At 33.7% G+C, this 25348-nt stretch carries 19 protein-coding genes; 17 read left to right on the forward strand and 2 right to left on the reverse strand.

What is annotated here, in order from left to right; genetic code table 11:
- Window positions 1–47 precede the first annotated feature (47 nt).
- Together OZP08_RS17650 and OZP08_RS17655 are read left to right on the forward strand one after the other, a co-directional pair.
- Entirely contained in the window at window positions 48–3212 is a 3165-nt protein-coding gene (locus OZP08_RS17650; RefSeq protein WP_281322476.1) for a beta strand repeat-containing protein, read from the forward strand.
- A gap of 128 nt (window positions 3213–3340) precedes the next feature.
- On the forward strand, window positions 3341–3613 hold the full coding sequence (locus OZP08_RS17655) for a hypothetical protein (protein ID WP_268847404.1): 273 nt from the start codon (window positions 3341–3343) through the stop codon (window positions 3611–3613).
- 116 nt (window positions 3614–3729) lie between these two features.
- Here OZP08_RS17655 and OZP08_RS17660 read toward each other — a convergent pair whose 3' ends face one another.
- The gene (locus OZP08_RS17660; protein WP_281322477.1) at window positions 3730–3867 is read right to left on the reverse strand and encodes a hypothetical protein; all 138 of its coding nucleotides are present in this window, start codon (window positions 3865–3867) and stop codon (window positions 3730–3732) included.
- 65 nt (window positions 3868–3932) lie between these two features.
- On the opposite strand from OZP08_RS17660, the gene OZP08_RS17665 reads away from it, so the two are divergent.
- The 6 genes from OZP08_RS17665 (at window position 3933) to OZP08_RS17690 (ending at window position 12388) form a co-directional block, all read left to right on the forward strand.
- Window positions 3933–4730, forward strand: coding sequence for a DUF5977 domain-containing protein (locus OZP08_RS17665; protein ID WP_268847405.1), 798 nt, complete (start codon window positions 3933–3935; stop codon window positions 4728–4730).
- A gap of 10 nt (window positions 4731–4740) precedes the next feature.
- Window positions 4741–5616, forward strand: coding sequence for a DUF5977 domain-containing protein (locus OZP08_RS17670; RefSeq protein ID WP_281322478.1), 876 nt, complete (start codon window positions 4741–4743; stop codon window positions 5614–5616).
- Between the two features lie 232 nt (window positions 5617–5848).
- Window positions 5849–8011 (forward strand): hypothetical protein, encoded by a 2163-nt coding sequence (locus OZP08_RS17675; RefSeq protein WP_281322479.1) that lies wholly within the window; start codon window positions 5849–5851, stop codon window positions 8009–8011.
- 342 nt (window positions 8012–8353) lie between these two features.
- The gene (locus tag OZP08_RS17680) at window positions 8354–10216 is read left to right on the forward strand and encodes an ABC-F family ATP-binding cassette domain-containing protein (protein WP_281322480.1); all 1863 of its coding nucleotides are present in this window, start codon (window positions 8354–8356) and stop codon (window positions 10214–10216) included.
- Between the two features lie 269 nt (window positions 10217–10485).
- On the forward strand, window positions 10486–11748 hold the full coding sequence (locus OZP08_RS17685) for a BamA/TamA family outer membrane protein (RefSeq protein ID WP_281322481.1): 1263 nt from the start codon (window positions 10486–10488) through the stop codon (window positions 11746–11748).
- 169 nt (window positions 11749–11917) lie between these two features.
- Entirely contained in the window at window positions 11918–12388 is a 471-nt protein-coding gene (locus tag OZP08_RS17690; protein ID WP_268847411.1) for an FKBP-type peptidyl-prolyl cis-trans isomerase, read from the forward strand.
- A 155-nt stretch (window positions 12389–12543) separates the two neighbouring features.
- Here OZP08_RS17690 and OZP08_RS17695 read toward each other — a convergent pair whose 3' ends face one another.
- A complete protein-coding gene (locus tag OZP08_RS17695; RefSeq protein ID WP_281323614.1) occupies window positions 12544–14094 on the reverse strand; it encodes an SDR family NAD(P)-dependent oxidoreductase in 1551 nt (516 codons plus the stop codon).
- 211 nt (window positions 14095–14305) lie between these two features.
- On the opposite strand from OZP08_RS17695, the gene OZP08_RS17700 reads away from it, so the two are divergent.
- From OZP08_RS17700 to OZP08_RS17740, 9 genes are all read left to right on the forward strand, one after another.
- Window positions 14306–15085, forward strand: coding sequence for an O-methyltransferase (locus OZP08_RS17700; RefSeq protein WP_281322482.1), 780 nt, complete (start codon window positions 14306–14308; stop codon window positions 15083–15085).
- Window positions 15086–15115: 30 nt separating this feature from the next.
- Window positions 15116–15745: a carbonic anhydrase gene (locus OZP08_RS17705; protein ID WP_281322483.1), complete on the forward strand. Its 630-nt coding sequence runs from the start codon at window positions 15116–15118 to the stop codon at window positions 15743–15745.
- A 733-nt stretch (window positions 15746–16478) separates the two neighbouring features.
- Entirely contained in the window at window positions 16479–17165 is a 687-nt protein-coding gene (locus OZP08_RS17710; RefSeq protein ID WP_268847413.1) for an ABC transporter ATP-binding protein, read from the forward strand.
- 74 nt (window positions 17166–17239) lie between these two features.
- Window positions 17240–18097, forward strand: coding sequence for an ATP-grasp domain-containing protein (locus OZP08_RS17715; RefSeq protein WP_268847414.1), 858 nt, complete (start codon window positions 17240–17242; stop codon window positions 18095–18097).
- 52 nt (window positions 18098–18149) lie between these two features.
- Entirely contained in the window at window positions 18150–18719 is a 570-nt protein-coding gene (locus tag OZP08_RS17720) for a cob(I)yrinic acid a,c-diamide adenosyltransferase (protein WP_268847415.1), read from the forward strand.
- A gap of 206 nt (window positions 18720–18925) precedes the next feature.
- Window positions 18926–19147, forward strand: coding sequence for a DUF2795 domain-containing protein (locus OZP08_RS17725; RefSeq protein ID WP_007138072.1), 222 nt, complete (start codon window positions 18926–18928; stop codon window positions 19145–19147).
- Between the two features lie 85 nt (window positions 19148–19232).
- Entirely contained in the window at window positions 19233–22577 is a 3345-nt protein-coding gene (gene secA / locus OZP08_RS17730) for a preprotein translocase subunit SecA (RefSeq protein ID WP_268847416.1), read from the forward strand.
- Between the two features lie 260 nt (window positions 22578–22837).
- Window positions 22838–23080, forward strand: coding sequence for a hypothetical protein (locus tag OZP08_RS17735; protein ID WP_268847417.1), 243 nt, complete (start codon window positions 22838–22840; stop codon window positions 23078–23080).
- Between the two features lie 104 nt (window positions 23081–23184).
- Window positions 23185–25344: a TonB-dependent receptor gene (locus tag OZP08_RS17740; protein WP_281322484.1), complete on the forward strand. Its 2160-nt coding sequence runs from the start codon at window positions 23185–23187 to the stop codon at window positions 25342–25344.
- The last annotated feature ends 4 nt before the right edge of the window (window positions 25345–25348 follow it).

Consider the following 25348-nt stretch of genomic DNA (forward strand, 5'->3'; position numbering starts at 1 on the left):
TGGTTCATCAAATAAATAATTATAGCACGAAAATAAATTAAAACAACATGGCAACAAGCAGAATCAACATTAGTAACAAATTTGAAAATGGTGATATTCCTTCACAAAACGATTTCGGGGAAATTTTTGATAGTTTCGTTCATAAAGACGAAGATAAAGCCAATTTTCAAATGGTCGAAGCCGGAATCGATAACCAGCATTATGTAACACCAGCGCTTTTGAATACAGGTTTACGAAATATAGGAATCATTACTGGTAATTGTTATATGCCATTCAAAGAGCATATTGACAATTTTAGCGGCACTACTCTATCGTTAGAAAAATTGCCTATCCAATATAGTGTTAAGGTGTATAAGAATGGGCAACTATTACTTGAAGGAGAAGATTATACCATAAATTACGATACAGCAGTAATTACTTTTTCTTCAAATGTAAGCAATAGAAATATCGAAGTAGATTATTGGTATAAAAATTTGAGTCCCAATCCTGGAAACGGATCAGGTACTGCTATTGATCTCACCAATTTTCTACATACAACAGGAAATGAAACTAAAAGTGGTATCTTAACTTTTAACAACACTACTCCTACTTCAACAAACGGTATTGTATTAACAAATAGTGGTGCTACAGCTACAGCACTTGATGTTACTAATAGTAGTGCAGGAAATGGAATTGCTATGTCAAATTCATCAACAGGAACTGCTGTTAAATTATCAAATACCGGAGATGGGGTTGCGATAAATTTAAACTCAGCAACTGCATCAACAGGTGATCTATTACAAGTAGCAAAAAATAATGTTGTTAAAACAAAAATTGACAGCGAAGGAAATGTAACAGCACCAAAGTTTACTACTACTGGTGGCACAAATACACAGTTTATTAAAGGAGATGGTACACTTGACCCTACAGTTTACGCAAATAATAATTTTGTAATTCATACTACAGGAAACGAATCAAAAGACGGAGCATTAAACTTAACTCACGATACTTCGCAACAAGATGTTCTTACCATTACCAAAAACAATAGTGCCAACTGTTTAAAACTAGTACAAAATTCTAGTTCTAACGCTACTACCTCTACTTTTGATACCACTACAGCCAATGTTAACAGAAAAGCGATCAGTGTTCAAAAAATACAGCAAGAAAACGCATTTATCACGCACGATGGGAATGTCACTGGAACCTCATTTACAACATTAAATGAAAAAGCCGATATTACTGACGGATTTTTAACTTTAGCTGGTTCTGCTTCTCCAGCTGCATCACAAGGTCACGCAAAATTATACGCCAAAACTGACGGTACTACCGACATGTATGTAATGGGAAGTGATGGTGTGGAAAAGAAAATTGGTGGCGTTGTTGATTTATCAGGTAAAGAAAATACTATTGCTCCAGGATCAACTGCTCAATATTACAGAGGTGATAAAACTTGGCAGACACTTGATAAAACAGCTGTTGGTCTTGCTAATATTGATAATACTAGCGATTTAAATAAGCCTGTTTCTATGGCTACGCAGGTGGCTCTAAATAATGTACTACATAAAACTGGATTCAGTACAGAAACTAAAACGGGAGAATTAGTTATTGATAGTGGTACTACTGGGATTAGTGGTTTAAAATTAACTCGAATAACTCAACCAAGAAGTACTTATGCTACTATTCCTTCTTCAAATTATGGCTTAATTAATATAGGAAATGTGTTTTACACAACTAATGCAACATTAGTAAAAATTGAAAATACAGTTTCTAGCTCTATAGGCCCTAATAGAGGGAGTACATACTCATTATGCTATAATAACAATGATAACAAAATATACATAGGAGGAAATTTGAGTAGAATTCATTCTGTAAATCCAGATGGAACTGGTAGTGTAATCGTCGCTACATTTACGGCAAACGATCAATATTTTTATGGGATAACCGTAGCTAGTGACAATAATATATATGTTTTAGATTACACTAGTGGAAATATTCATAGAAGTACACCAGCAGGAGTAAAAACAGAAAACTTTGCAAATGTAGGAGCATATTATAATACTGGATTGATAAGCGGAAATAATGGATTTATCTATGCAGCACATGACAACTCTATAAAAAAAATAAATATAGCCAATGGTGTAGTAACTAATTTAGTTACTACAACTAAAAGTATTTACTCACTGTTTTTGCATTCTGACGGATATATCTATATGAATAATTTAGATTCTGTTGCTAAGGTTTTATTAGATGGAACCAACTTAACAGAAAATTGGGTATCTGGACTTTCGTCTCCAAATAGAGCAGAATATGGAATATGCAGCCAAGGAGGAGAATTATATATTAAAGATAATAATACAATATCAAAATTAATTCAATCACAAAAAACCCTTAAAACAGATTCCTCAGGATTAGTTGTAAGCTCAACATATTTAGAAGATGTTCCATATTTAAAAGCTTCTGATGTTGATTTATCGACTTATGCCAAATTAGCATCTCCTACATTTACAGGAGTACCAACCGCGCCAACAGCTACTGCAGGAACTAATACTGATCAAATTGCTACAACAGCTTTTGTTATAGCGAATACATCTTCTAGTATACCACATTTAGAATCTAATAATACAAATAAAACTGTTTGGAATAATGGACAAGGAAATATTGCTACCAACACATCCTTTGGAGAAAATGCATTAAAATCTAATACAACTGGTTATGGTAATACAGCACTGGGAAATGATAGTTTACCCGATAATACTTCTGGATCAGCCAATACAGCTATAGGCGCATCATCACTTAGATTAAATATTTCAGGAAACGAAAATACCGCAGTTGGTTTTTATTCTCTTTTAAACTGTAAAGGCAGCAAAAATACCGCGATAGGAAAAAATGCAGGTTCATATCTATCAACGGGAGACAATAACATTTTTATAGGTAGAGAAACTGGTTCAGGAATAACTACAGGGTCCGGAAATGTAATAATAGGATATACTGCAACATCTCCAGCAACACTTACAAACAATATAATTATTGCCAATGGAGCTGGAACTATAGCGGCTCAACATGATGGTACAAACTGGACATTTCGTGGGCAAATTAACAAAACTGGATTCGATGTGGCACCACTAACTTCTACAAGTGCAGGTAATCCAGGCGAAATTAGAATAACTGATGATTACATATATGTCTGTAAGCAAACAAATCTTTGGGTAAGAACTGCATTAACATCCTGGTAATTAAACCATAAGCTATCTACTCAATTTTAAAAAGATTAAACAATAATTTTTAAAAGGTATATAACAAAAAATTAAATAACCTAAAAAAATTATTCCAAAAACTCGAAAATACATTAAAATAATAAAAAATGGAAAACACAACAATCAATAAAGAAGAATCAAAAACAATCAATCCAGAACAATTAAAGAAGTTACAGGATTTTAATGCATTCATGGACAAAGCCAGATTGTCATTAGGAGAATTATCGATTCAATATGAATTTCAAAAAGCTGATATTTTGAGTCAGATTGCCGTTCAGCAACAAAACTTCAATGAACTGGAAAAAGCAATCAAAGAGGAATACGGAGACATTCGAGTGAATATTGAAACAGGTGAAATTGTAAAACAAAAAAAGCAATAAACTCTTGAAAACAATTTTAGAACAGTTAATAGGAACCACAGATTTATCAACCTATTTGACATAGTTCCTTTTAGCCTTTATTGGGACTTTTACAGCGATTATAATTCGGGCAAAGTCTAAGTACAAATACAGTGACGATACTCCTTATCGTTCATTCTGATTTTTCTTTCTTCAGGATAACCTGATTTATAGCTCACAACTTTAGTTGGAGCAACTAGTGATGAATTAGCATTGCTCTTTGCAAAATTTAGCATTAACAGCTATAAAATAATTTAATAATTAAGACTAGGACAAGTCATAATCACTTATTAAACAAAATATGGAATATTACAATAAAGCCAAGTCATTGACTGCAACAAAAAATGATTGTGCTGCTGGAGTCATTGGTACTTCCGTCACTCTTACCGCTAATGCAAACCAGTTTGTATCGACCATAAGTCTCGAAGATGCCAATGCAAAAGCAGATGCATGGTTGATTGCAAATGTACAGGCATATGCAAATAATGCAGGAACATGTAGGATTACTGCATGGAGAGGAATAAATCCTTCTTGTGTGGTAGAACCTACAACAACACTATCTCCTTTTAACTATATGGTCATTAGATACAAATGGGCATTAGGAGCTGGACAAGATTTTGACACTTATACCGGAATCGTAAACTCGGGAACTTCTCTGGATAATAAATGGATGGGCTGGGGACATAATTTTGGGAATGAACTCCCTAATGACACCATCGCAGCAGACTCGTATATCATGTGGGCTGGAGATAATACACAAGCAAATGGTATAGAAAGTTGTTTGGTAAATTTTAGTAAAATAACTGCGGACTACCCTACTCTTAACACAATTCAGGTAAGAATGGCTGGTTCATGGTATACTTCTGTCGGTACAGGAAATATAGATATTGAAGTAACTACCTATTTGGGCGGAACAATGGTTAAGACAGGATATGATATGATTAATGTTGGCGGAACTATGATTGACCAAAAGAATTTTTCTAAAAAAGTACCAATACAAGGTAAAGCTTTGGCCCAAAATATAGAATCTGTTACTAATCTTGGGTACATAACGTATTCCAAAAACTCCTCTACAGGGCAAATTGTAATAACTTATTAAAAAATAAAGTATGGGGAATACAGGATATAAATCTTTTGCGTCACTTGAGTTATACTTCACAGATGACAATAGTTCAGCAGGAGTAACAAAACCAAATGTAGTCACAGATCCGGATTACATTGCACCGGTTTTAGATACTGCAACTTGTGCTCCAAGTACAAGATATTATAGTGTAGAAAGAAATTTAAGTGCGGTAAAAAACAACTGCGGAAATGGATATAGCGGAAGTAAAGTAGTACTTACCTCCTATCCAAATCAATTTTTTTCTACTACTAGTGTAGCAGATGCTAATGCACAAGCAGATGCATGGCTAGCTGCAAATGTACAAACTTATGCAAATAATGCAGGAGTATGTGAAATTACCCAGACCCCGCCACATGGTGGTGGAGGTGGTAATGGCTGCTTTGTTGAAGGTACATTAATTACATTACCTGATGGTTCAAGCAAAGCAATCGAAGAATTACAGCTTGATCAACTGCTGCTTTCTTCTGAAATTGAAACATTAATTGATACCAATAATGCCAATGAATTGTACAAATGGTCCTCTGACTATTTATCAGAAAGTAGAATTACATCACCAATAACCAAAATATCGCAGAAAGTCGCCTATAAAACAATGATTATTAATCAAGGATTGTTAGAGGCTACTCCAACTCACCTACAACTGATTCAACGTGATGGTTTTTGGAGATTTATTCCTTTAGGAGATATTCTGGTTGGAGACAATTTATATACTATCAACAATGAGATTATACTGGTTACATCAGTTACGATTAACTTAGAAGAAAGAAAGATCTATCCGCTGACATTAAATCCATTTCATACCTATTTTGCAAATGGAATTTTAACTCATAATTATAAGGAAGCACAAAGTCCAAATCCATAAATTCTAATCTGATTTTAGCCACTAAAACAATTAATCTATTCAAAATCTTCAGGATTTCTCCCAAATTCAGTATTAGATTTTTTTAAACCAAAAACAATAATTAGCACCTCCTCCATTACAATTGAGTCTTTTTTTTCTCTTAACTATTTAATACAAAATTTGGGTTGACTAAACTAAAGTTTTGAATCAATTAGGTCAAAAATCAAATAATTAATCATTAAAAAATATAAAAATGAGTATCGATCATAACAGAATAAAAGTAGCTGATTTAGAAACAAATCAACCGAACAAAATCTTAACCACTAACACTATTGGAGAATTAGAGTTTAGTGATATTAACAACATCAAAACCGATAGTTATAATGCTCTTGACTATACCATTGCTGGCAAAGCATTAGATGCCAGACAAGGTAAAATCTTGCAGGACACAAAAGAAAATAGCTCCAACAAGACACAGGACATTGAATCAAACAAGACCTCCAACATTTTCTTTGGCAGTGTCAAAGCTATTTACGATTGGTCTATGGGAAAGTTCAAAAAAAAATTACTTGACATCAAAGACATTACTAACTTAATGGAGGTTATAAATGGAGAACAAGTGTATGTTCCTTTACCTACTGATGAAAAATTATTTTACAGCGGAGCTGCTGATATAAAAATTTTATTAAAAAACGACAATCAGGAATTGGTACCCATACCGGTAGGAACTAGATTTGAAATAACGGGTGATAGAAATGGGGGAAATATAAGTCCTACTGGAGAGGCAGAATTATATGGAGCTGTTCGTCCATTAGAAAAAAGCAGTACAGCAATTTTTATAAAAATTGCTCCAAATACTTGGCACATTGAGTTTATAAATACCGATATGTTGGTATATAACTACTCTGGTATATCATGGGAACTTGATTACTGGCAGAATGGAAATCGAATCGTTACAACAAACGACAATCCAATTACGTTGAATTTGAGAACTAATTCCGTCAAAAAACTACCTATTGGATGCAAAATAGAGTACACACAAAAAGGAAACGGTATAATCACATTAGTGCCTTTTTCTGGTGTAACACTTTTGACTAATTCGTCATTATCATCAGTAAAAGGGGAAACAAAGACATTAACAAAGATAGCAGAGGATACTTGGACTTTAGAAGGTAATTTGCCAATTGCGGGAACACGTGTGCCAAGAACCTATTATATAAATGGAATAACAGGTAATAATGCAAAAGGTGTTTATGAAGATTCTACTCGACCGTATTTGACCGTCGACTATGTGTTGACCTCTGCTAATTTCAAAGATGGTGATATTATATTCTTAGAAACACCAACCACATTTGCAATAACAGCGATAATTCCGTTTATGAATTGTACGTTTAAATCAGATGTTGCTTGTACACTTACTCTAGCAGGTAATAACAATACAAAGTTAGTTAAAGATGCAACTAGCGGGCATCTTATGTTTGACATTCCAAACGGAACACTAGATCTTAGAAGTTCAGTAGCTAAAACAGTAGGCGAATGGTTTAGTGCACTTACAATAAATGCATATAACTTGAAATCTGATGCGACTTTCAATTGTAATATATTTTATGCAGTAAATCTGAAAATCTTAGGTGTTTTTACTCATAATGGAGGCACACTTTTTGGGCAAACAAATCTTAATGGAACCAATAATATTTTTATAAATGGAATATCATCTTCCGCCACTTCAACTCTATTTGCTTCTGGAACACATGGCTTTTCAAATATAGAATTTAATAATATATCATGTTCCAACTCATCGACGTATTATACAGTAGCTCAATATCTAGGAAATGGGTGTAGGATATTACACGGAAATATATCATGTACTTATCCATCTTCATACACAATTGTAGCAACGGCAAGTTCTACGGCTAATCAAGAAATTATATTTAAGAATCAAGCTACCGTAACAGGTAAAGGGGGATATTGGGCATATGGAGGTATAACAAATATTACTGGATATTGTACGTTTACCAATAATGATACCATGTTCTTTTCGACTGCAGGTGCCAGAACTGAAAAGATACAATTCTACAATGCTACTATTTTCTCGAAAGGACCAATCTGGAAAGATGCAGGAAGAGGAACTATACTAACTAGTTTTAATATCACGTTTATAAACTGCACAATTTACGTTGACAATGCACTGATATATGGAAAGAATGAAATTCTTAACAACAATCAAGAAATGATAAGTAACCCCGCTATTCGTTTTATAGGAACGAATGTAGTTTATTGTACTGTTAGTACTGCCAATTATATATCTTTTAATAATGGTAACGGTACGTACTCTGGCATTGTAATGGAAAAAATAGGCTCACTTACAACTAATGGATTAATTAACAACACAATAACAGTAAATAATTTATTATAATATAGTACTTATAACCTGATATCAATATTGAGTTGTAATTTAATAACACCACTACAAACGGAACTATGAAAGTATCTATCAAAAGTTTCTGAAATAAAAAGACTTCCCTAAGTTCTTTTTAAAATAAAAGTCAATGACTACACTAAGTATAATATCCCTTAGTTAGTCATTGGCTTTTTTGTTAATACAAAAAAACATTTGCAAACACTCCCCAACAAATACACATTCTATTGATTTAAGTCTGTATTTGAAAGAGTAAATACCTCATCTCTTTTAGTTTCAAAATAAACAATTCGCATTTAGTCCTATAATAGTTTACTTTTGCAAAAAAAAAATAGCCTTGTGAATTATTTATCTGTAGAAAATATATCAAAATCTTTTGGGGAGCGTACGCTCTTCAAAGATATTTCCTTTGGGATCAACAAAGATCAAAAAATTGCCTTTATTGCCAAAAATGGTTCGGGTAAAACCACTATAATGAGTATCATTAATGGTTTTGACGAACCCGATACTGGACAAGTTGTACTTAGAAAAAGTATCCGAATGGCTTTTTTGTCTCAAGACAATAAACTACAGGATGAATTAACGATTGAAGAAAGCATTTTCGCATCAGATAATGAGACCTTAAAAGTGATCGAAGCCTACGAAAAAGCATTAGAAAATCCAGAAGACGAGGAAGCGTATCAAAAGGCTTTTGATGCAATGGATCAGCACAATGCCTGGGATTTTGAAACACAATACAAGCAAATTCTATTCAAATTGAAGCTAGAAGACTTCAAACTGAAAGTAAAAAACCTTTCTGGTGGACAGAAAAAAAGATTATCTCTTGCCATCATTTTAATTAACCGCCCTGATTTACTAATTCTCGATGAACCAACGAATCACTTGGATTTAGAGATGATTGAATGGCTGGAAAGTTATTTTGCCAAAGAAAATATTACGCTATTTATGGTAACACACGACCGTTTCTTCTTGGAGCGTGTTTGTAATGAAATCATAGAACTTGACAACGGAAAAATATACCAATATAAAGGAAACTACTCTTATTATTTGGAGAAAAAAGAAGAGCGAATTGCCTCAGAAAATGCAAGTATCGATAAGGCACAAAACCTTTTTGTCAAAGAATTGGAATGGATGCGCAGACAGCCCAAAGCCAGAACAACCAAATCTAAATCACGTCAGGACGATTTTTATGTAATTAAGGAGAAAGCCCAAAGCCGCAGAAAAGAAAATGTGGTGGAACTGGAAATAAATATGGAACGTATGGGAAGCAAGATTATTGAGCTTCACAAACTTTCAAAAAAATTCAAAGATCATGTAATCCTGGATAATTTCAGTTATGATTTCCAGCGTGGAGAACGTATCGGAATCATTGGCAAAAACGGAACTGGGAAATCTACATTCTTAAATCTCTTGACAGGAACTTTACCTTTAGATTCTGGAAAAGTGGTTGTGGGAGACACTATCAAAATTGGTTATTATACCCAAAGCGGAATTAATCCAAAACCAGGTCAACGTGTCATTGATGTTATCAAAGAATACGGAGAATATATTCCGCTTGCGAAAGGAAAAATCATTTCGGCTTCGCAATTGTTGGAGCGTTTTCTTTTTGATGCCAAAAAGCAATATGATTATGTCGAAAAACTGAGTGGTGGTGAGTTAAAACGCTTGTATTTATGTACAGTCTTGATTCAGAATCCAAACTTTTTGATTCTCGATGAGCCAACAAATGATTTAGACATTGTGACCTTAAACGTATTAGAAAGTTTCCTTCTCGACTATCCGGGATGCTTGGTTGTGGTATCGCACGATCGTTATTTTATGGACAAAATCGTAGATCAATTATTCGTTTTTAGAGGTCAAGGCGTTATTGAAAATTTCCCTGGTAACTACTCTGATTTTAGAGCCTACGAAGATAGTGCCGATGTAGCTCAGAAAGAAGAGAACAAAACCGAAAAAAAGGAATGGAAACAAAACAATCCGACTGGAAATTTGACTTTCAACGAGCAAAAGGAATTTCAGAAAATTGAAAGAGAAATCAAGGATTTAGAAATAGACAAAGCCAAAATTGAACAACTGTTTTCAGACGGAAAAGTGTCTGATGCTAATATTGAAAAGAAAGCAAAAGAACTAGAAAACATTATCAAGAAAATAGAAGACAAAGAAGAAAGATGGTTTGAGTTGAGTGCAAAGATGGAAGGATAATTTTTTAGCAGACAACTAAATTTTAAACACTAACCGTATTCTTTAAAATAATATTTAAAAGCCACAACCGAATTCAGTTTTGTTGTGGCTTTTTTTATTTTACAAATCTTTTTTAAGATAATACTTTAGTAACATAAAAATAAATAAAAACTTTTATTGTCTTAATCAAATACTTATAAAGAAATTTCATTTAGTTTTATATTTTTACATTGAATTAATTAATCAACTTCAGATAATTGAAATGTTTTAGATAAAACAGCATCTTCAATATGAATTTTACAACTATTTTAAAATCGAGAATCTTATTGCTATTTATTTTTTTACTTTTCATTTCTCAAGCTATTTTTTCGCAAGAGGGAAATGATAAGGGAGAAAAAAAATATCCATTAAAGTCTATTATTGATTTATTTACAAAAGAAGATACTCTAAAAATAGGCAAACCCAATCCTAAAAGAAATTTAATAGCATTTCCCACATTAGGATACCAACCCGCAAATGGTTTTACTCTTGGATTTATAAGTCAATTTAGTTTTAAAATAAAACCAGAAAACAAAATCTCTTTATTATCAGGAGGAGCTTCCTATAGTTCTCAAAAACAAGTCCTGACTTATTTAAAAAATAATATGTACATCAGTAATGACCACTTCTTCTTTAGTGGTGATTTCAGATATTATATTTTCTCACAATCCAATTACGGTTTAGGAACCGATATTATTCCTTGGGGCTCTGAATTTAAAGATTTTAGTTTCAGCTCTATAGAGCAACCTATGAATTACAATTATTTTAAATTTCACGAAACAGTATCCTACAATGTATTTCCCTCATTTTTTATTGGAGCTGGAATACATTTTGACAGTTATTCCAACATAGATGATAAACTTTTGGATGTTGCCAATGAGCAATACACCTACCATTATAATTATTCAAAAAAATATGGATTCAGTACTAAGAATTATGCAGTCAATGGAGTCAGTTTAAATCTCATTTATGACACTAGAGACAACCTAATAAATACCAATAAAGGTTTATTCTTGAACATGAATTATCGATACAATCCCAAAATAAGTATTAATGCACATCAAAGCAGCACTTTATTACTTGAATCCCGATATTTCATCCCCATTAGCAAAATAAACAAACAGCATGTTATAGGATTTTGGGCCTATGGCCAATTCTTGACAAGCGGCAGATTACCTTATTTAAATCTTCCGGCATTAGGTTGGGATCAAAATAGCCGTAGCGGAAAAGGATATACACAAGGGCTTTTTAGAGGTACAAACCTGATGTACTTTGAGGGTGAATACCGTTTCCCAATTACCAAAAACCAAATGATTAGCGGAACAGTCTTTGCTAATGCTACAACCGCAAGTGATATTGACCGAAATCTGGGATTATTTGAGTCAATTCAGCCTGCTATCGGAGTAGGATTAAGAGCGCTTCTTGACAAAAATACATTAACTAATTTTATAGTCAATTTTGGATTAGGACGTGATTCCAGAACCTTCTATTTTAATGACGGAGAAGGATTTTAAATATTCTGCTAATTATAATATTTAGAGAATTTCCAGATCAATATTTATTCTAAAGTATTCATCTTTGATCTTATACAGAAAAACAAAACTCCAGTTTTTGAAGGCTATTGCTTCTGACAAAATCCTATCAAATTTTATTATATTTGCCTTCATAAAAAATAACCTATCTATGAAACATTTATTATTTGCATTACTGACTATAACACTTTTTGTTTCTTGTTCTAAACAAAAGGAAAAAGAAAAAGAAGTACCAGTTGATTATGTTGCCCAAAACGACAAAGAAATCACCGATTATATCGCCAAAAATAAACTAGTTGCACAAAAAAGTGAATCTGGTTTGTATTATGTGATTACCGATCCTGGAACTGGAACACAACCTACAGCAACGTCTAATGTGACTGTAGCTTACAAAGGTTATTTTACTAACGGAAATACATTTGATCAAAGTAATCCGGAAGGAATTTCTTTTGGTTTAGATCAAGTTATAAAAGGCTGGACTGAAGGTATTCCTTATTTTAAAACTGGTGGTAGTGGAATTCTTTTAGTACCTTCTCATTTAGGATATGGAGATAATGCTATGGGTCCGATCCCAGGAGGTTCAGTACTTATTTTTGATATAAAATTACTTTCAGTAAATTAAATCAAAACCTCTTCACAAATAATATAAGAAATCCCAATTTTACGGATTCAAAATAGAAAACCACAACAGAATCTGATTCTGTTGTGGTTTTCTATTTTATAAAGAATTTTTAAACTGAAATCTTTGGGTTTCTAATTAAAAAATGAAATTGTAAACTACCACGCAATAGGATTGTAATCTTTCAAAAATTTTCCGCACCAGTGCTTTCCAGTATTGATTCCATCAAACAAAGGATCCATAACTCGAGCGGCACCATCTACAATGTCCAGTGGTGGTTGAAAATCTTGTTCTTCTTGTTTGCGTTTGGATAATTCCGCTGGATCCTCGTCAGTTACCCAACCAGTGTCTACAGCATTCATAAAAATACCGTCTTTTGCAAGTGTTCCAGCAGCAGTGTGCGTTAGCATATTCAAAGCTGCTTTGGCCATATTGGTATGTGGATGACGGTCTTCCTTAAAGTCACGGTAAAATTTCCCCTCCATAGCCGAAACATTTATGATGTGTTTTTTTCCAGTGTTGTCTTTCTTCATCACTTCCGAAAGACGATTACACAATACAAAAGGTGCTACCGAATTTACAAGCTGTACTTCGATCATTTCAGTAGTTTCTATTTGTCCCAACTTCAAACGCCAGCTGTTTACTTTTCGTAAATCAACCTGTTGTAAATCGGCATCGAGTTCTCCTTCCGGAAAAACTTCTTGTGCAACCAGTGTATTATCAAAAGAATATGGAATTTGAGATAATTTAGCAGAAGCCCTTAAACCAATTCCAGGTTCCGGTCCGTGCCAAGTTACTGGCATATTCTGATTAGAAGATGCTCCACTGGTCAATACTTTTAATTCTTCCAAACAATTGGTATGATCCAATAATAAATCTTGAGCTTGCTGAGGTAAAGAACCAATTGGAAGCTCTTCATTTTCTATCAAGTGGGTATAAAAGCCCGCTGGACGTCTCACAGTTTGCGCCGCATTATTAATTAGAATGTCCAATCGTCCGTATTTTTGTTCTATGAAATTGCAAAAAATCTCCACACTCGGAATATGTCTCAAATCTAATCCGTGAATTTTCAAGCGATGCCCCCACTCCATAAAATCGTCTTCTTTAGAAAAACGCAAAGCCGAATCTACAGGAAAACGAGTCGTTGCAATTACAGTTGCGCCACCACGTAACAGCATCAGAGTGATATGATAACCAATTTTTAAGCGGGATCCCGTAATAACAGCAATTTGACCATTTACATCTGCGGTTTGAAAACGCTTGGCATAATTAAAATCTCCACAATCCGAACACATCGAGTCATAAAAATGATGCATTTTTGTAAACTCAGTTTTACACACATAACACTTTCTAGGCGTTTCGAGTTCTAATTGCTCTTTACTTGCAAGATCACTATGAGCCAAAAGTTTTGGAGCAACAAAAATGCTTGCTTCGCGGGCAGAACGAATTCCGGTTTCCTTACGAGCCGTTCTATCTTTCTTTTCCTGCTTTCGTTTGGCTAGTGCTTTTGCGTCCTTTTTTCTTTTAGCAAACTCATCACGATCTGGACGCGAAAATTGCCCAGCAGCTTTGATTAAAGCTGTTCTTTGCTCTTTTGGTATTTCAAAAATTTGATCTGTATCTGCATTCAATTGTGACAAAATAGCGATACATTTATTTATTTCATCTAATGTTATCGTACTATTTTGCTCTATTTCTTCCTTAATCATCATAAAAAATTCATTGCTATTCTTTGGGATAAATTCCAAAGGCGCAAAGATAGTTTTAAATTTTGTCATTCCTTTTAATAAAAACTATATCGCAAAGACACACAAAGCAATCACAGAGATTCGTAAAGTTTTGTTTTAACATTTAAAAAAACTAAAATCTCTGTGTACCTTTGTGTCTTAATATTTTGTGAATCTCTGCGTAATAAATCCTATGTTTTTTCAAATCAAATCCTATTTACAATTTCTGTGGCATTCCAAAAACGAACATGCTGTACATTCACCATTTGTCTTCAATCTATTGACCAAATGTTTTTACGATAAAAAAACAAAACCTGAATATGTTGTTTTAAAAGAGTATAGAAATTCACTTTTAGAAAATAAAAACACTATCGAAGTTACTGATTTTGGTGCGGGTTCCAGAGTTTTCAAATCCAATACAAGAGCAATTAATAAGATTGCCAAAAACGCCGGAATTAGCAGAAAACGAGCCGAATTATTATCTAGAATTACCAATTATTTTCAACCTTCAAGCGTTCTGGAAATAGGGACTTCATTGGGATTAGCCACTTCTGCCCTAGCCACGGGAAACCCGAAAGCATCCATCATAACATTAGAAGGTTGTCCTGAAACGGCTAAAATTGCTCAAAACCAATTTAAACAATTTGGATTAACCACTATAAATTCATTAGTAACTGAATTCAACGACTATTTGAGTAACTTACAAATTTCACCTTCCAATTTTCAATTGATTTACTTCGACGGTAATCACTCAAAAAAAGCTACCCTAGAATATTTTGAATTGTTATTGCCTACTATTACGAATGAAACTGTTTGGATATTTGATGACATTCACTGGTCTAAAGAAATGGAAGAAACTTGGGAGATTATAAAAAATCATCCAAAAGTTACTGTTAGTATTGATACTTTTCAATGGGGATTAGTTTTCTTTAGATACGAACAACCCAAGCAACATTTTGTAATAAGAACTTAGATTTGTACATTTAAAATTCAAAATCACATTATGGACATCAAACAAATTTTTGAGAATAACCGAAAATGGATTATCAAACAACTCCAAACTGATGAGCATTATTTTGAAAAACTCTCAAAAGGACAATCTCCGGAATTTCTTTATATAGGTTGTTCAGACAGCCGGGTTACGGCCGAAGAACTTATGGGATTGGAACCCGGAGAAGTTTTCGTGCATCGTAACATTGCCAATATGGTTCCTAATACGGATCTAAACTCCATGTCGGTTATTAATTATGCAGTGGTACAGCTGAAAGTAAATCACATTGTCGTTTGCGGACACTATGGTTGTGGTGGTGTACTTGCTGCCATGCAACAATCAGATTTGGGAATATTAAATCCATGGCTAAGAAACATTAGGGATGTTTACCGAATTCATCAGGAAACACTTGATGCTATAACCAATGAAGAAGAAAAATATAAAAAGCTAGTCGAATTGAACGTACAGGAACAATGCATCAATGTCATTAAAACTGCCGAAGTTCAAAGAGCATTCAGAGAAAGAGATTTAAGAGTTTATGGATGGATTTTTGATATCCATAGTGGGCAATTAATTGACCTTAACATCAACTTTACTGAAATATTGAAAGATATTACCAAAATTTACAAAATATCAGACTAATAATCTATTCCCCCAAATATTTTACTTCCTTAAAAATTCTTTTGCAATTAGGATAAAAAAAAAGACAGTCACCCCCATGACTGTCAATTTCCATTTTGAATTAGTAAATCTTTATACTTTAATTCACATCTTAACTTCCATCGATCAACTTCAAGTTTGACTGAATGCAAGTCATCAAAATAAAAAGTTTTATAACTAATAATCTATTATTTAAAACTTAAAACTTTTATAGTACAAACATAATGCATAAAATTTAAACTACAAAAAAAAATATCGTTAAAATTCAATTTTTATCGACAAAATACATCTTTTTAAATTATTAACACCTTTTTACCTATATAAATGGATATTAAAAATCCAATTCTATTAATTTAAACGCCCCTAATTTATTAAAAAGTTTCGTATATTTCATAATAAAAAAGCAACCATTACTTAACTGTAGTTCTTTCTTTTTATTGTAAAACAATACTTCTTTATGTATTAATTGCACTTTACCTCAATCGTCAGAATCTTTTTTTCATTTTAAGCAGCATCAAAAACTGCATGTAAATAATACCATTTCATTCGCTTCAAATAAATAGACTGAAAGATATTTGATTCAAATTACAGCTTCTCGGAATCACATTAAACTCAATAAACTGTAACAAAAATCAATTTAAATCTACCTATTACCAATTCAAAAGTCTTTTGTACTTTTAAAATCGAAAACAACAATCTGCAATAGTAAATCCTAATGAAAGACCTGCTTATAAAAATTAGCCATATCAAACGAAATTTTGCACTAGGAAGCGAAACTGTACATGTATTAAAAGGTATTGATTTAGAAATTAAAAAAGGGGAATATGTAGCATTGATGGGGCCTTCCGGTTCCGGAAAATCTACTTTAATGAATTTATTAGGTTGCCTAGATACTCCAACTTCTGGCACTTATATTCTAAATGGTAAAAATGTGAGCCATATGAAAGACGATGAGCTGGCCGAAATTAGAAACAAAGAAATCGGTTTTGTTTTTCAGACATTCAACTTACTGCCTAGAACAACAGCCTTAGATAATGTTGCTTTACCAATGATTTACGCAGGTTGTTCTAAAGCCGAAAGAAATATTAGGGCAACCGAAGTACTAAATCAAGTAAATTTGGGTGATAGAATGGATCATCAACCCAACCAACTCTCTGGAGGGCAACGCCAGCGTGTGGCCATCGCCAGAGCATTAGTAAACAAACCTTCTATCATTCTTGCTGATGAGCCTACTGGAAATCTTGACAGTAAAACTTCATTAGAAATCATGAAACTTTTTGGCGATATTCATGCCAATGGAAACACCGTTATTTTAGTAACCCACGAAGAAGAAATTGCTGCGTATGCACATCGAGTAATTCGTTTGAGAGACGGAAGGATTGAAAGCGATACCTCAAAATAGTCTATACTCCTAGGTTATTGAATTAACCTAAATAAACAAATACACAAATTACCTATTAAATTTAGAAACTAAAAATGAAAATTGGCTTATTAACCTGCGAGAAACTCCCTGAATTAACCCTCGCAGACCAACAATTGATTCCTGAACTAGCAAAACACAACATTATTGCAAAAGCAGTAATTTGGAATGATAAAAAAATAGATTGGAACGACTTTGATTATTTAATTTTCCGTAACACTTGGGATTATTTTGAGAAAGAAACAGAATTTAATCTTTGGCTTGACCAAATAGAGAAATTGGAAATCAAAACACTCAATGCTATTGAAATCATTAAACAAAATAAGCATAAATTCTATTTACAAGAAATGGAAAAGCAAGGAATTACCATACTTCCTACCATTTTCATTGACAAAAAGACAAACCTAAATTTAACAGAAATACTACCAAAACATTGGGCGAAAGCAGTTATAAAACCTGCATTTTCTGGAGGCGCGTATCTCACATCAGTTTTTGATGCATCAGCAATAGAAGAAACGAATGATGAATACACCAAAATAGCAGAAGAAAAAGAATTGCTTTTACAGGAATTCATGCCTGAGATTCAAACATTGGGAGAAACCTCTTTTATCTTTTTCAATAAAAAATTCTCTCATGCCATCAATAAAAAACCAATTGATGGTGATTTTAGAGTACAATCACAGTTTGGAGGAAAATACAATTTAATCCAACCAAGCCAAGAATTAATAGATAAAGCCCAAAAAGTCGTGAATACTTTTCAAGACAAATTATTATATGCGCGAGTTGATGGAATTGTAATTGATACCGAATTACATTTAATGGAAATAGAATGCATTGAACCCGATTTGTATTTTGAACTTAGTGAGGGCGCGTTGCAAAGGTTTGTCGCTTCAATAATCGAATTAATACAGTAATTTTGTTTTTAAATCTAACTAGAGACTTCTAATCAAAATCTAAAATATAGAAATGAAAGTATATACTAAAACAGGAGATAAAGGTACTACTGCCCTTTTTGGCGGAACTCGCGTTCCAAAAGATCATATCCGAATAGAAAGCTACGGTACGGTTGACGAACTGAATTCCTACATTGGCCTTATTCGTGACCAAGAAATGAATTCCCATTACAAAGATATCCTGATTGAAATTCAAGATCGTTTATTTACCGTTGGAGCAATTCTAGCAACACCTCCAGAAAAAGAAGTAATGAAAAATGGTGAACTACGCTTGAAAAAATTAGGAATAACCGAAAAAGATATTCAATTATTAGAAAATGAAATAGACACTATGGAGGAAGAGCTCCCGCCAATGACCCATTTTGTCTTGCCTGGCGGACACCAAACGGTGTCATATTGTCATATTGCACGTTGTGTTTGCCGCCGTGCAGAGCGTTTGGCAGTACATTTAAGCCATAATGAACCCGTTGCAGAAATAGCTATTAAATATTTAAACCGACTTTCTGACTATCTTTTTGTCTTGGCACGAAAGTTGTCTCATGATTTACATGCTGAAGAAGTAAAATGGATTCCTAGAAAATAAGATCCGAATTGGCAAACAACCAAGAATGTGTGTTTGCAACTTTTTTAGAATATATTTCCAGCTTCATGGCTGGAATATACTATAATTCAGACAACAAACAGGGCTATAGTCCGAAAATTCGTTCTTATCTTTTTTAAAAAATAAATCATTTTTTACTTGTCTTTTTCAGTAAAAAATTTATTTTTGCACAAACTAAATCGACAAATATGTATTGGACATTAGAATTAGCATCATATTTAAGCGATGCGCCGTGGCCTGCTAACAAAGACGAACTTATTGACTACGCTATTAGAGCAGGTGCTCCATTAGAAGTAGTAGAAAACCTTCAATCTATCGAGGATGAAGGTGAGATATATGAATCAATGGAAGAAATTTGGCCAGATTATCCTACAGACGAAGACTATCTTTGGAATGAGGATGAATATTAAAAAGTATACCAAGAAAAAGTCTCAAAAGAGGCTTTTTTTTTGTTTAAATTTACAGAGTTATATAAAATAGAAATAAAAATAGATCATGAGTTTCATAAACAGTATTATTAAAATCTTTGTTGGGGACAAATCTGAGAAAGATGTCAAAGCTTTACAACCGTACTTAAACAAAATAAAAACATTTGAAGGTCCTTTACAGGCTTTATCAAATGATGAGTTAAGAGCTCGCACCACTTTCTTTAAAGAAAAAATAAAACAAGCTCGTGCCGAAAAAGATGCAAAAATTGCCGCACTTCAAGTTGAGGTAGACAGTATTGAAGACATTGACAAACGCGAAGATATTTATAATGCTATTGATACTCTAGAAAAAGAAGCTTACGATATCTCTGAAAAAACATTGATGGAAATTCTTCCAGAAGCTTTTTCTGTTGTTAAAGAAACTGCAAGACGTTTCAAAGAAAATACACAAATAACTGTAACTGCAACTGCAAAAGACAGAGAACTTTCTGCAACAAAAAGCTATATCACCCTTGATGGTGACAACGCACTTTGGGCAAACACATGGAATGCAGCAGGAAAACAAATCACTTGGGACATGATTCATTATGATGTTCAATTGATTGGTGGAATGGTGTTACATGAAGGTAAAGTTGCCGAAATGCAAACTGGAGAAGGTAAAACATTGGTAGCTACATTACCATTATACCTAAATGCCTTGACTGGAAACGGTGTACATCTAGTAACTGTGAATGATTACTTAGCAAAACGTGATAGTAGCTGGAAAGCTCCTTTATTTGAATTTCACGGATTGACAGTTGATTGTATAGACAATCACCAACCAAGTTCAGAAGGAAGAAAAAATGCTTATAACGCAGATATAACTTACGGTACCAATAACGAATTTGGTTTTGACTACCTAAGAGACAACATGGCACATTCGCCAGAAGATTTAGTTCAAAGAAAACACAATTATGCTATTGTAGATGAGGTCGATTCAGTTTTAATTGATGATGCTCGTACTCCTCTTATTATTTCAGGACCAGTACCACAAGGAGATCGTCATGAATTTAATGAGTTGAAACCAAAAATCGAAAACTTAGTGGCGTTACAACGCCAATTAGCAAATGGATTCCTTGCCGAAGCAAAAAAATTAATCAAAGAAGGAAACACTAAAGATGGTGGTTTCTTATTATTGAGAGCTTATAGAAGTTTACCAAAAAACAAAGCTTTAATTAAATTTTTGAGTGAAGAAGGAATTAAACAATTACTTCAAAAAACTGAAAATCAATACATGCAGGATAACAATCGCGAAATGCATAAAATTGATGAAGCACTGTATTTTGTAATTGAAGAAAAAAACAATCAAGTTGGCCTAACAGACAATGGAATCAAATTCCTTTCTGGAGATACTGATGCTGACTTTTTTATACTTCCAGACATTGGAACAGAAATCGCTGCTATCGAAAAGAAAAAATTAGACAAAGATGCAGAGGCTGAAGAAAAAGAAAGATTATTCCAAGATTTTGGTGTAAAAAGCGAACGTATTCACACATTAACACAACTTCTTAAAGCGTATAGCCTTTTTGAAAAAGATGTAGAATACGTAATCATCGACAATAAAGTCATGATCGTAGACGAACAAACAGGTCGTATCATGGATGGTCGTCGTTATTCTGATGGTTTGCACCAAGCTATTGAAGCCAAAGAAAACGTAAAAATCGAAGCTGCTACACAAACATTTGCAACTGTTACTTTGCAAAACTATTTCAGAATGTACAACAAATTAGGTGGTATGACTGGAACAGCTGTAACTGAAGCTGGTGAATTATGGCAAATCTACAAACTAGATGTGGTAGAGATTCCTACTAACAAACCAATGGCTCGTCTAGACAAAGAAGATTATATATACAAAACAACTCGTGAGAAATTTAATGCTGTAATCGAGGACGTAACAGAATTATCAAAAGCAGGAAGACCAGTTCTTATTGGAACAACTTCTGTTGAGATTTCAGAGTTATTAAGCAGAATGTTGAAAATGCGTGGTGTAACACACAACGTATTGAATGCGAAAATGCACAAACAAGAAGCGCAAATCGTAGAAGAAGCAGGAAAAGCTGGTGTGGTAACTATCGCTACCAACATGGCAGGTCGTGGTACCGATATCAAATTAACCCCTGAAGTAAAAGCAGCTGGAGGTTTAGCAATTGTTGGTACAGAACGTCATGACTCTCGTCGTGTAGACCGTCAGTTACGTGGTCGTGCAGGACGTCAGGGTGATGTGGGAAGCTCTCAGTTTTATGTTTCTCTTGAGGATAACCTAATGCGTTTATTTGGTTCTGAAAGAGTGGCCAAAGTAATGGATAGAATGGGTCTTCAAGAAGGAGAAGTGATTCAACACTCTATGATGACCAAATCTATCGAACGTGCTCAGAAAAAAGTAGAAGAAAACAATTTTGGTGTTCGTAAACGTTTATTAGAATATGATGACGTAATGAATGCACAACGTGAAGTAGTATACAAACGTCGTCGTCATGCATTGTTCGGAGAGCGTCTAAAACTAGATATCGCGAATATGCTTTACGATACTTGCGAACTAATTGTAAATGATAATAAAGCCAGAAATAACTTCAAAGATTTTGAATTTGATATTATTCGTTATTTCTCATTTACTTCACCTGTATCACAAGAAGAATTTTCTAAATTGACAGAGATTGAAATCACTGGTAAACTTTACAAAGCAACCCTTGGATTTTATACTCAAAAAACAGAAAGAAGTGCTAGAGAAGCATTCCCTATCATCAAAAATGTTTATGAAGATAAAAACAACCAATTTGAACGTATTGTAGTTCCTTTTACAGATGGAATAAAATCGTTTAATGTTGTAACTGATTTAAAGAAAGCATACGAAACAGAAGGTGGTCAATTGGTAGCTGATTTTGAAAAGAACATCACTTTATCTATAGTTGATGAAGCTTGGAAAAAACATTTACGCAAAATGGACGAACTGAAACAATCAGTTCAGTTAGCCGTTCACGAACAAAAAGATCCATTGCTTATTTACAAATTAGAAGCATTCAACTTGTTCAGATCAATGTTGGATAATATCAATAAAGAAGTAATTTCATTCTTATTCAAAGGAGATTTACCTGCTCAAAATGCACCAGTTATTGAAGAAGCAAGAATCGAACGTCAAGTAGAGGATTATAAATTGACTAAAGATGAGATTCCAAATAGCGAAAACATCAATCGTGAAGCCGGAGAAACTCAACAACGTCAAGTTACGGAAACTATCGTTCGTGATATGCCAAAAATCAATCGTAATGACAATGTAACGATTAAACAAGTGGCTACAGGAAAAACCGAAACCATGAAATATAAAAAAGCAGAAACTCTATTATCTTCTGGAGAATGGGTAATTGTAAATGAATAATATTTCAGTTTAAATAACTTCAAAATCCTCAACTATCAAAAAAAATAGTTGGGGATTTTTTGTTTGATGATAAATATCATAATTCATATATAAAACTTAGTGTATATTTGCATAATAATAAATGACATCCCCTGAGACTATTATATTACATAACACTTTCAATTCTTTTGCTACTCCCTTCGTTTAGCAATATTATCATTTACCTGAATTTCAAAGCGAATCAGGATAAAATCGCGAAAACATTGTGTATTCAAAGAGAGATGAAAGACAATAAATGTAATGGTAACTGTTATTTATCCAAACAATTAAAAAAAGAGGCTGAAAAAGAAAAACAAGAATCCTCTAATTTAAGAGATAAACAAGAATTGGTGTATACACAACCTTTTTTAACGTATAACTTCTCTTCTAATACTATCATCGAAAAAACAAAAATTATGGTTTCAACTTATTGTGAGAAACCTAAATCTATAGCTTTTTCTATTTTTCATCCCCCACTCGTATAATTATTTTTTAGTTCATTTCCGTTTCAACACTCTTGAGACACTTTTTTCATGGCTTAAAGTCAATGAAAAAAAATGATTCTTCATTATAATTCATACAAACAAAAATGAAAAAGATACTCCTTGCCCTTTTGGTCATTGGACAAATTGCCTATGCGCAAGATCAAAAGACAAAAGACACTACAAAAACAGAAGAGCTTGAAACTGTTTTTATAACTGCCAACCGTACAGCAACATTAAGAAAAGCAACTCCTGTAGCTATTAGTAAAATAACTGCAAAAACCATCAATGAAGCCAAAGCCACCAGTGCTTATGAAATTATCAATAAAGCACCGGGAGTATTGATGGTAAATCTAGGTAACGAACAGCATATGATGTCCATTCGTCAACCAATGACGACCAATGCTTATTATTTATATCTAGAAGACGGATTACCTATAAGACCTATGGGAATTTTTAACCATAATGCCCTATTAGAAATCAATCAATTCAACCTTCAGAACATAGAAGTCGTAAAAGGTCCAGTATCCTCTTTATATGGTCCTGAAGCAGTTGGAGGAACCATAAATCTAATTTCTATTCACCCTCCTGTAACTCCAGAATTCAAATTTGGTATTCAGGCAGATCAATGGGGGTATAAAAGATTCCAAGCCGCTGGCGGAGCGACTGTGGGCAAAATCGGCTTTCATATTGCGGGAATTTCCAGTTTACAGGAAAATGGCTGGATGACCTATTCTGATTATAAAAAAGACAATCTTAACATTAGAGTTGACTACAACATAAATGATAAAACCCGATTGATCAGTAATACGATGTGGGGTAAATACAACTCAGATATGAGTGGAAGTGTTAATGAAGATGCTTTTTACAATAGAACTTACAAAAGCACAACCGATTTTACGTATCGAAAATCAGATGCATTAAGAACACGATTGACATTAGAACACGATTGGAATGATAATGCCAGTAGTTACATTACCGTTTATCATAGAGACAACAAATTGGGACAAAACCCATCTTACGGAATCAAATGGAATCCTGTAGTTAAGCCAACTACTGCATCAGGAGAAGTTAACTCCAATAATTTCAAAAGCTATGGAGCCATCGGGCAGCACGCTCAAAAATTTGATTTTTTAAATACTAAAATTGTTGGTGGTGCCTTATATGACTATTCCCCAGTTGAGTATTGGGCTTATTTACTGGAAATGAAAGCCTACCTAAATCCAGGAACGCCGGGAAAACAAACCGTAGAGCATTATGAAATTACGGCTGAACGTCCTGATGTGAAATTATCAAATTATACTGCAGATATCTTCAATAAAGCAGTTTATGCACAATTGAGTTTTAACCCTATCGAAAAATTGGTTGTAACAGCCGGTGCTCGCTATGACAATTTAAAAGTCGATTACAATAATGCATTAGACAATTCTACCGGAACAAAAATATACGACAAACCTACTTTTAAAGCAGGTGCCAACTACAACCTTACGCAATATACAGGAGTTTACGGGAATTATTCCCAAGGATTTGCCCCTCCTGGAATCACATCTATTTTTAGAGCTAAACCCGGAACTGGCGGAACAACCGGAAAGCCAGCCGAGTTCTACTACAATCTGGAACCGGCAACATTTGACAATTATGAAATTGGAGGATGGTTATCATTATTAGAGGGTAAACTAAATTTTGATTATGCTGTATATTATATGGCAGGTAAAAATGAATTATTAAGTGTTCGTTTGCCAGACAACACAACCGATTATCGTTCAGTTGGGGAAACCAGACATAAAGGAATTGAATTTGGCGGAAATTACAAGCTCTCCAACCAATTGAATATCAGATTTGGAGGTACCGTTGCAGAACACACTTTTATAAATTTTAAGGTTTCAGATAATCCCGCAGATGCTTTACAAAATCTAAATGGAAAAGAAATGCCAGCAGCTCCAAGATGGTCAGGAAATTCAGAAATTAGTTATTACCCTAATTGGCTTCCAAAGTTGAGAACGTCACTAGAATGGCAATCTGTAGGCAGTTATTACCAAGACCAAATCAATACGGTGAAATATGCCGGATATGATATTTTTAATTTCAGGGCTGGTTATGAATGGAAAGGAATTGAAATTTATGGAAACATCATCAATCTTACAGATAAATTATATGCCTATAATGTATCACGAGGAAACACAACAACCTCACAACCAACCTATACTGCTGCAGCACCCAGAACATTCTTAATTGGAATACAATATAATTTTTCACTAAAACATTAAGCCA

Origin of the sequence: Flavobacterium aestivum (assembly GCF_026870175.2) — a bacterium.
Lineage (GTDB): Bacteria > Bacteroidota > Bacteroidia > Flavobacteriales > Flavobacteriaceae > Flavobacterium > Flavobacterium aestivum.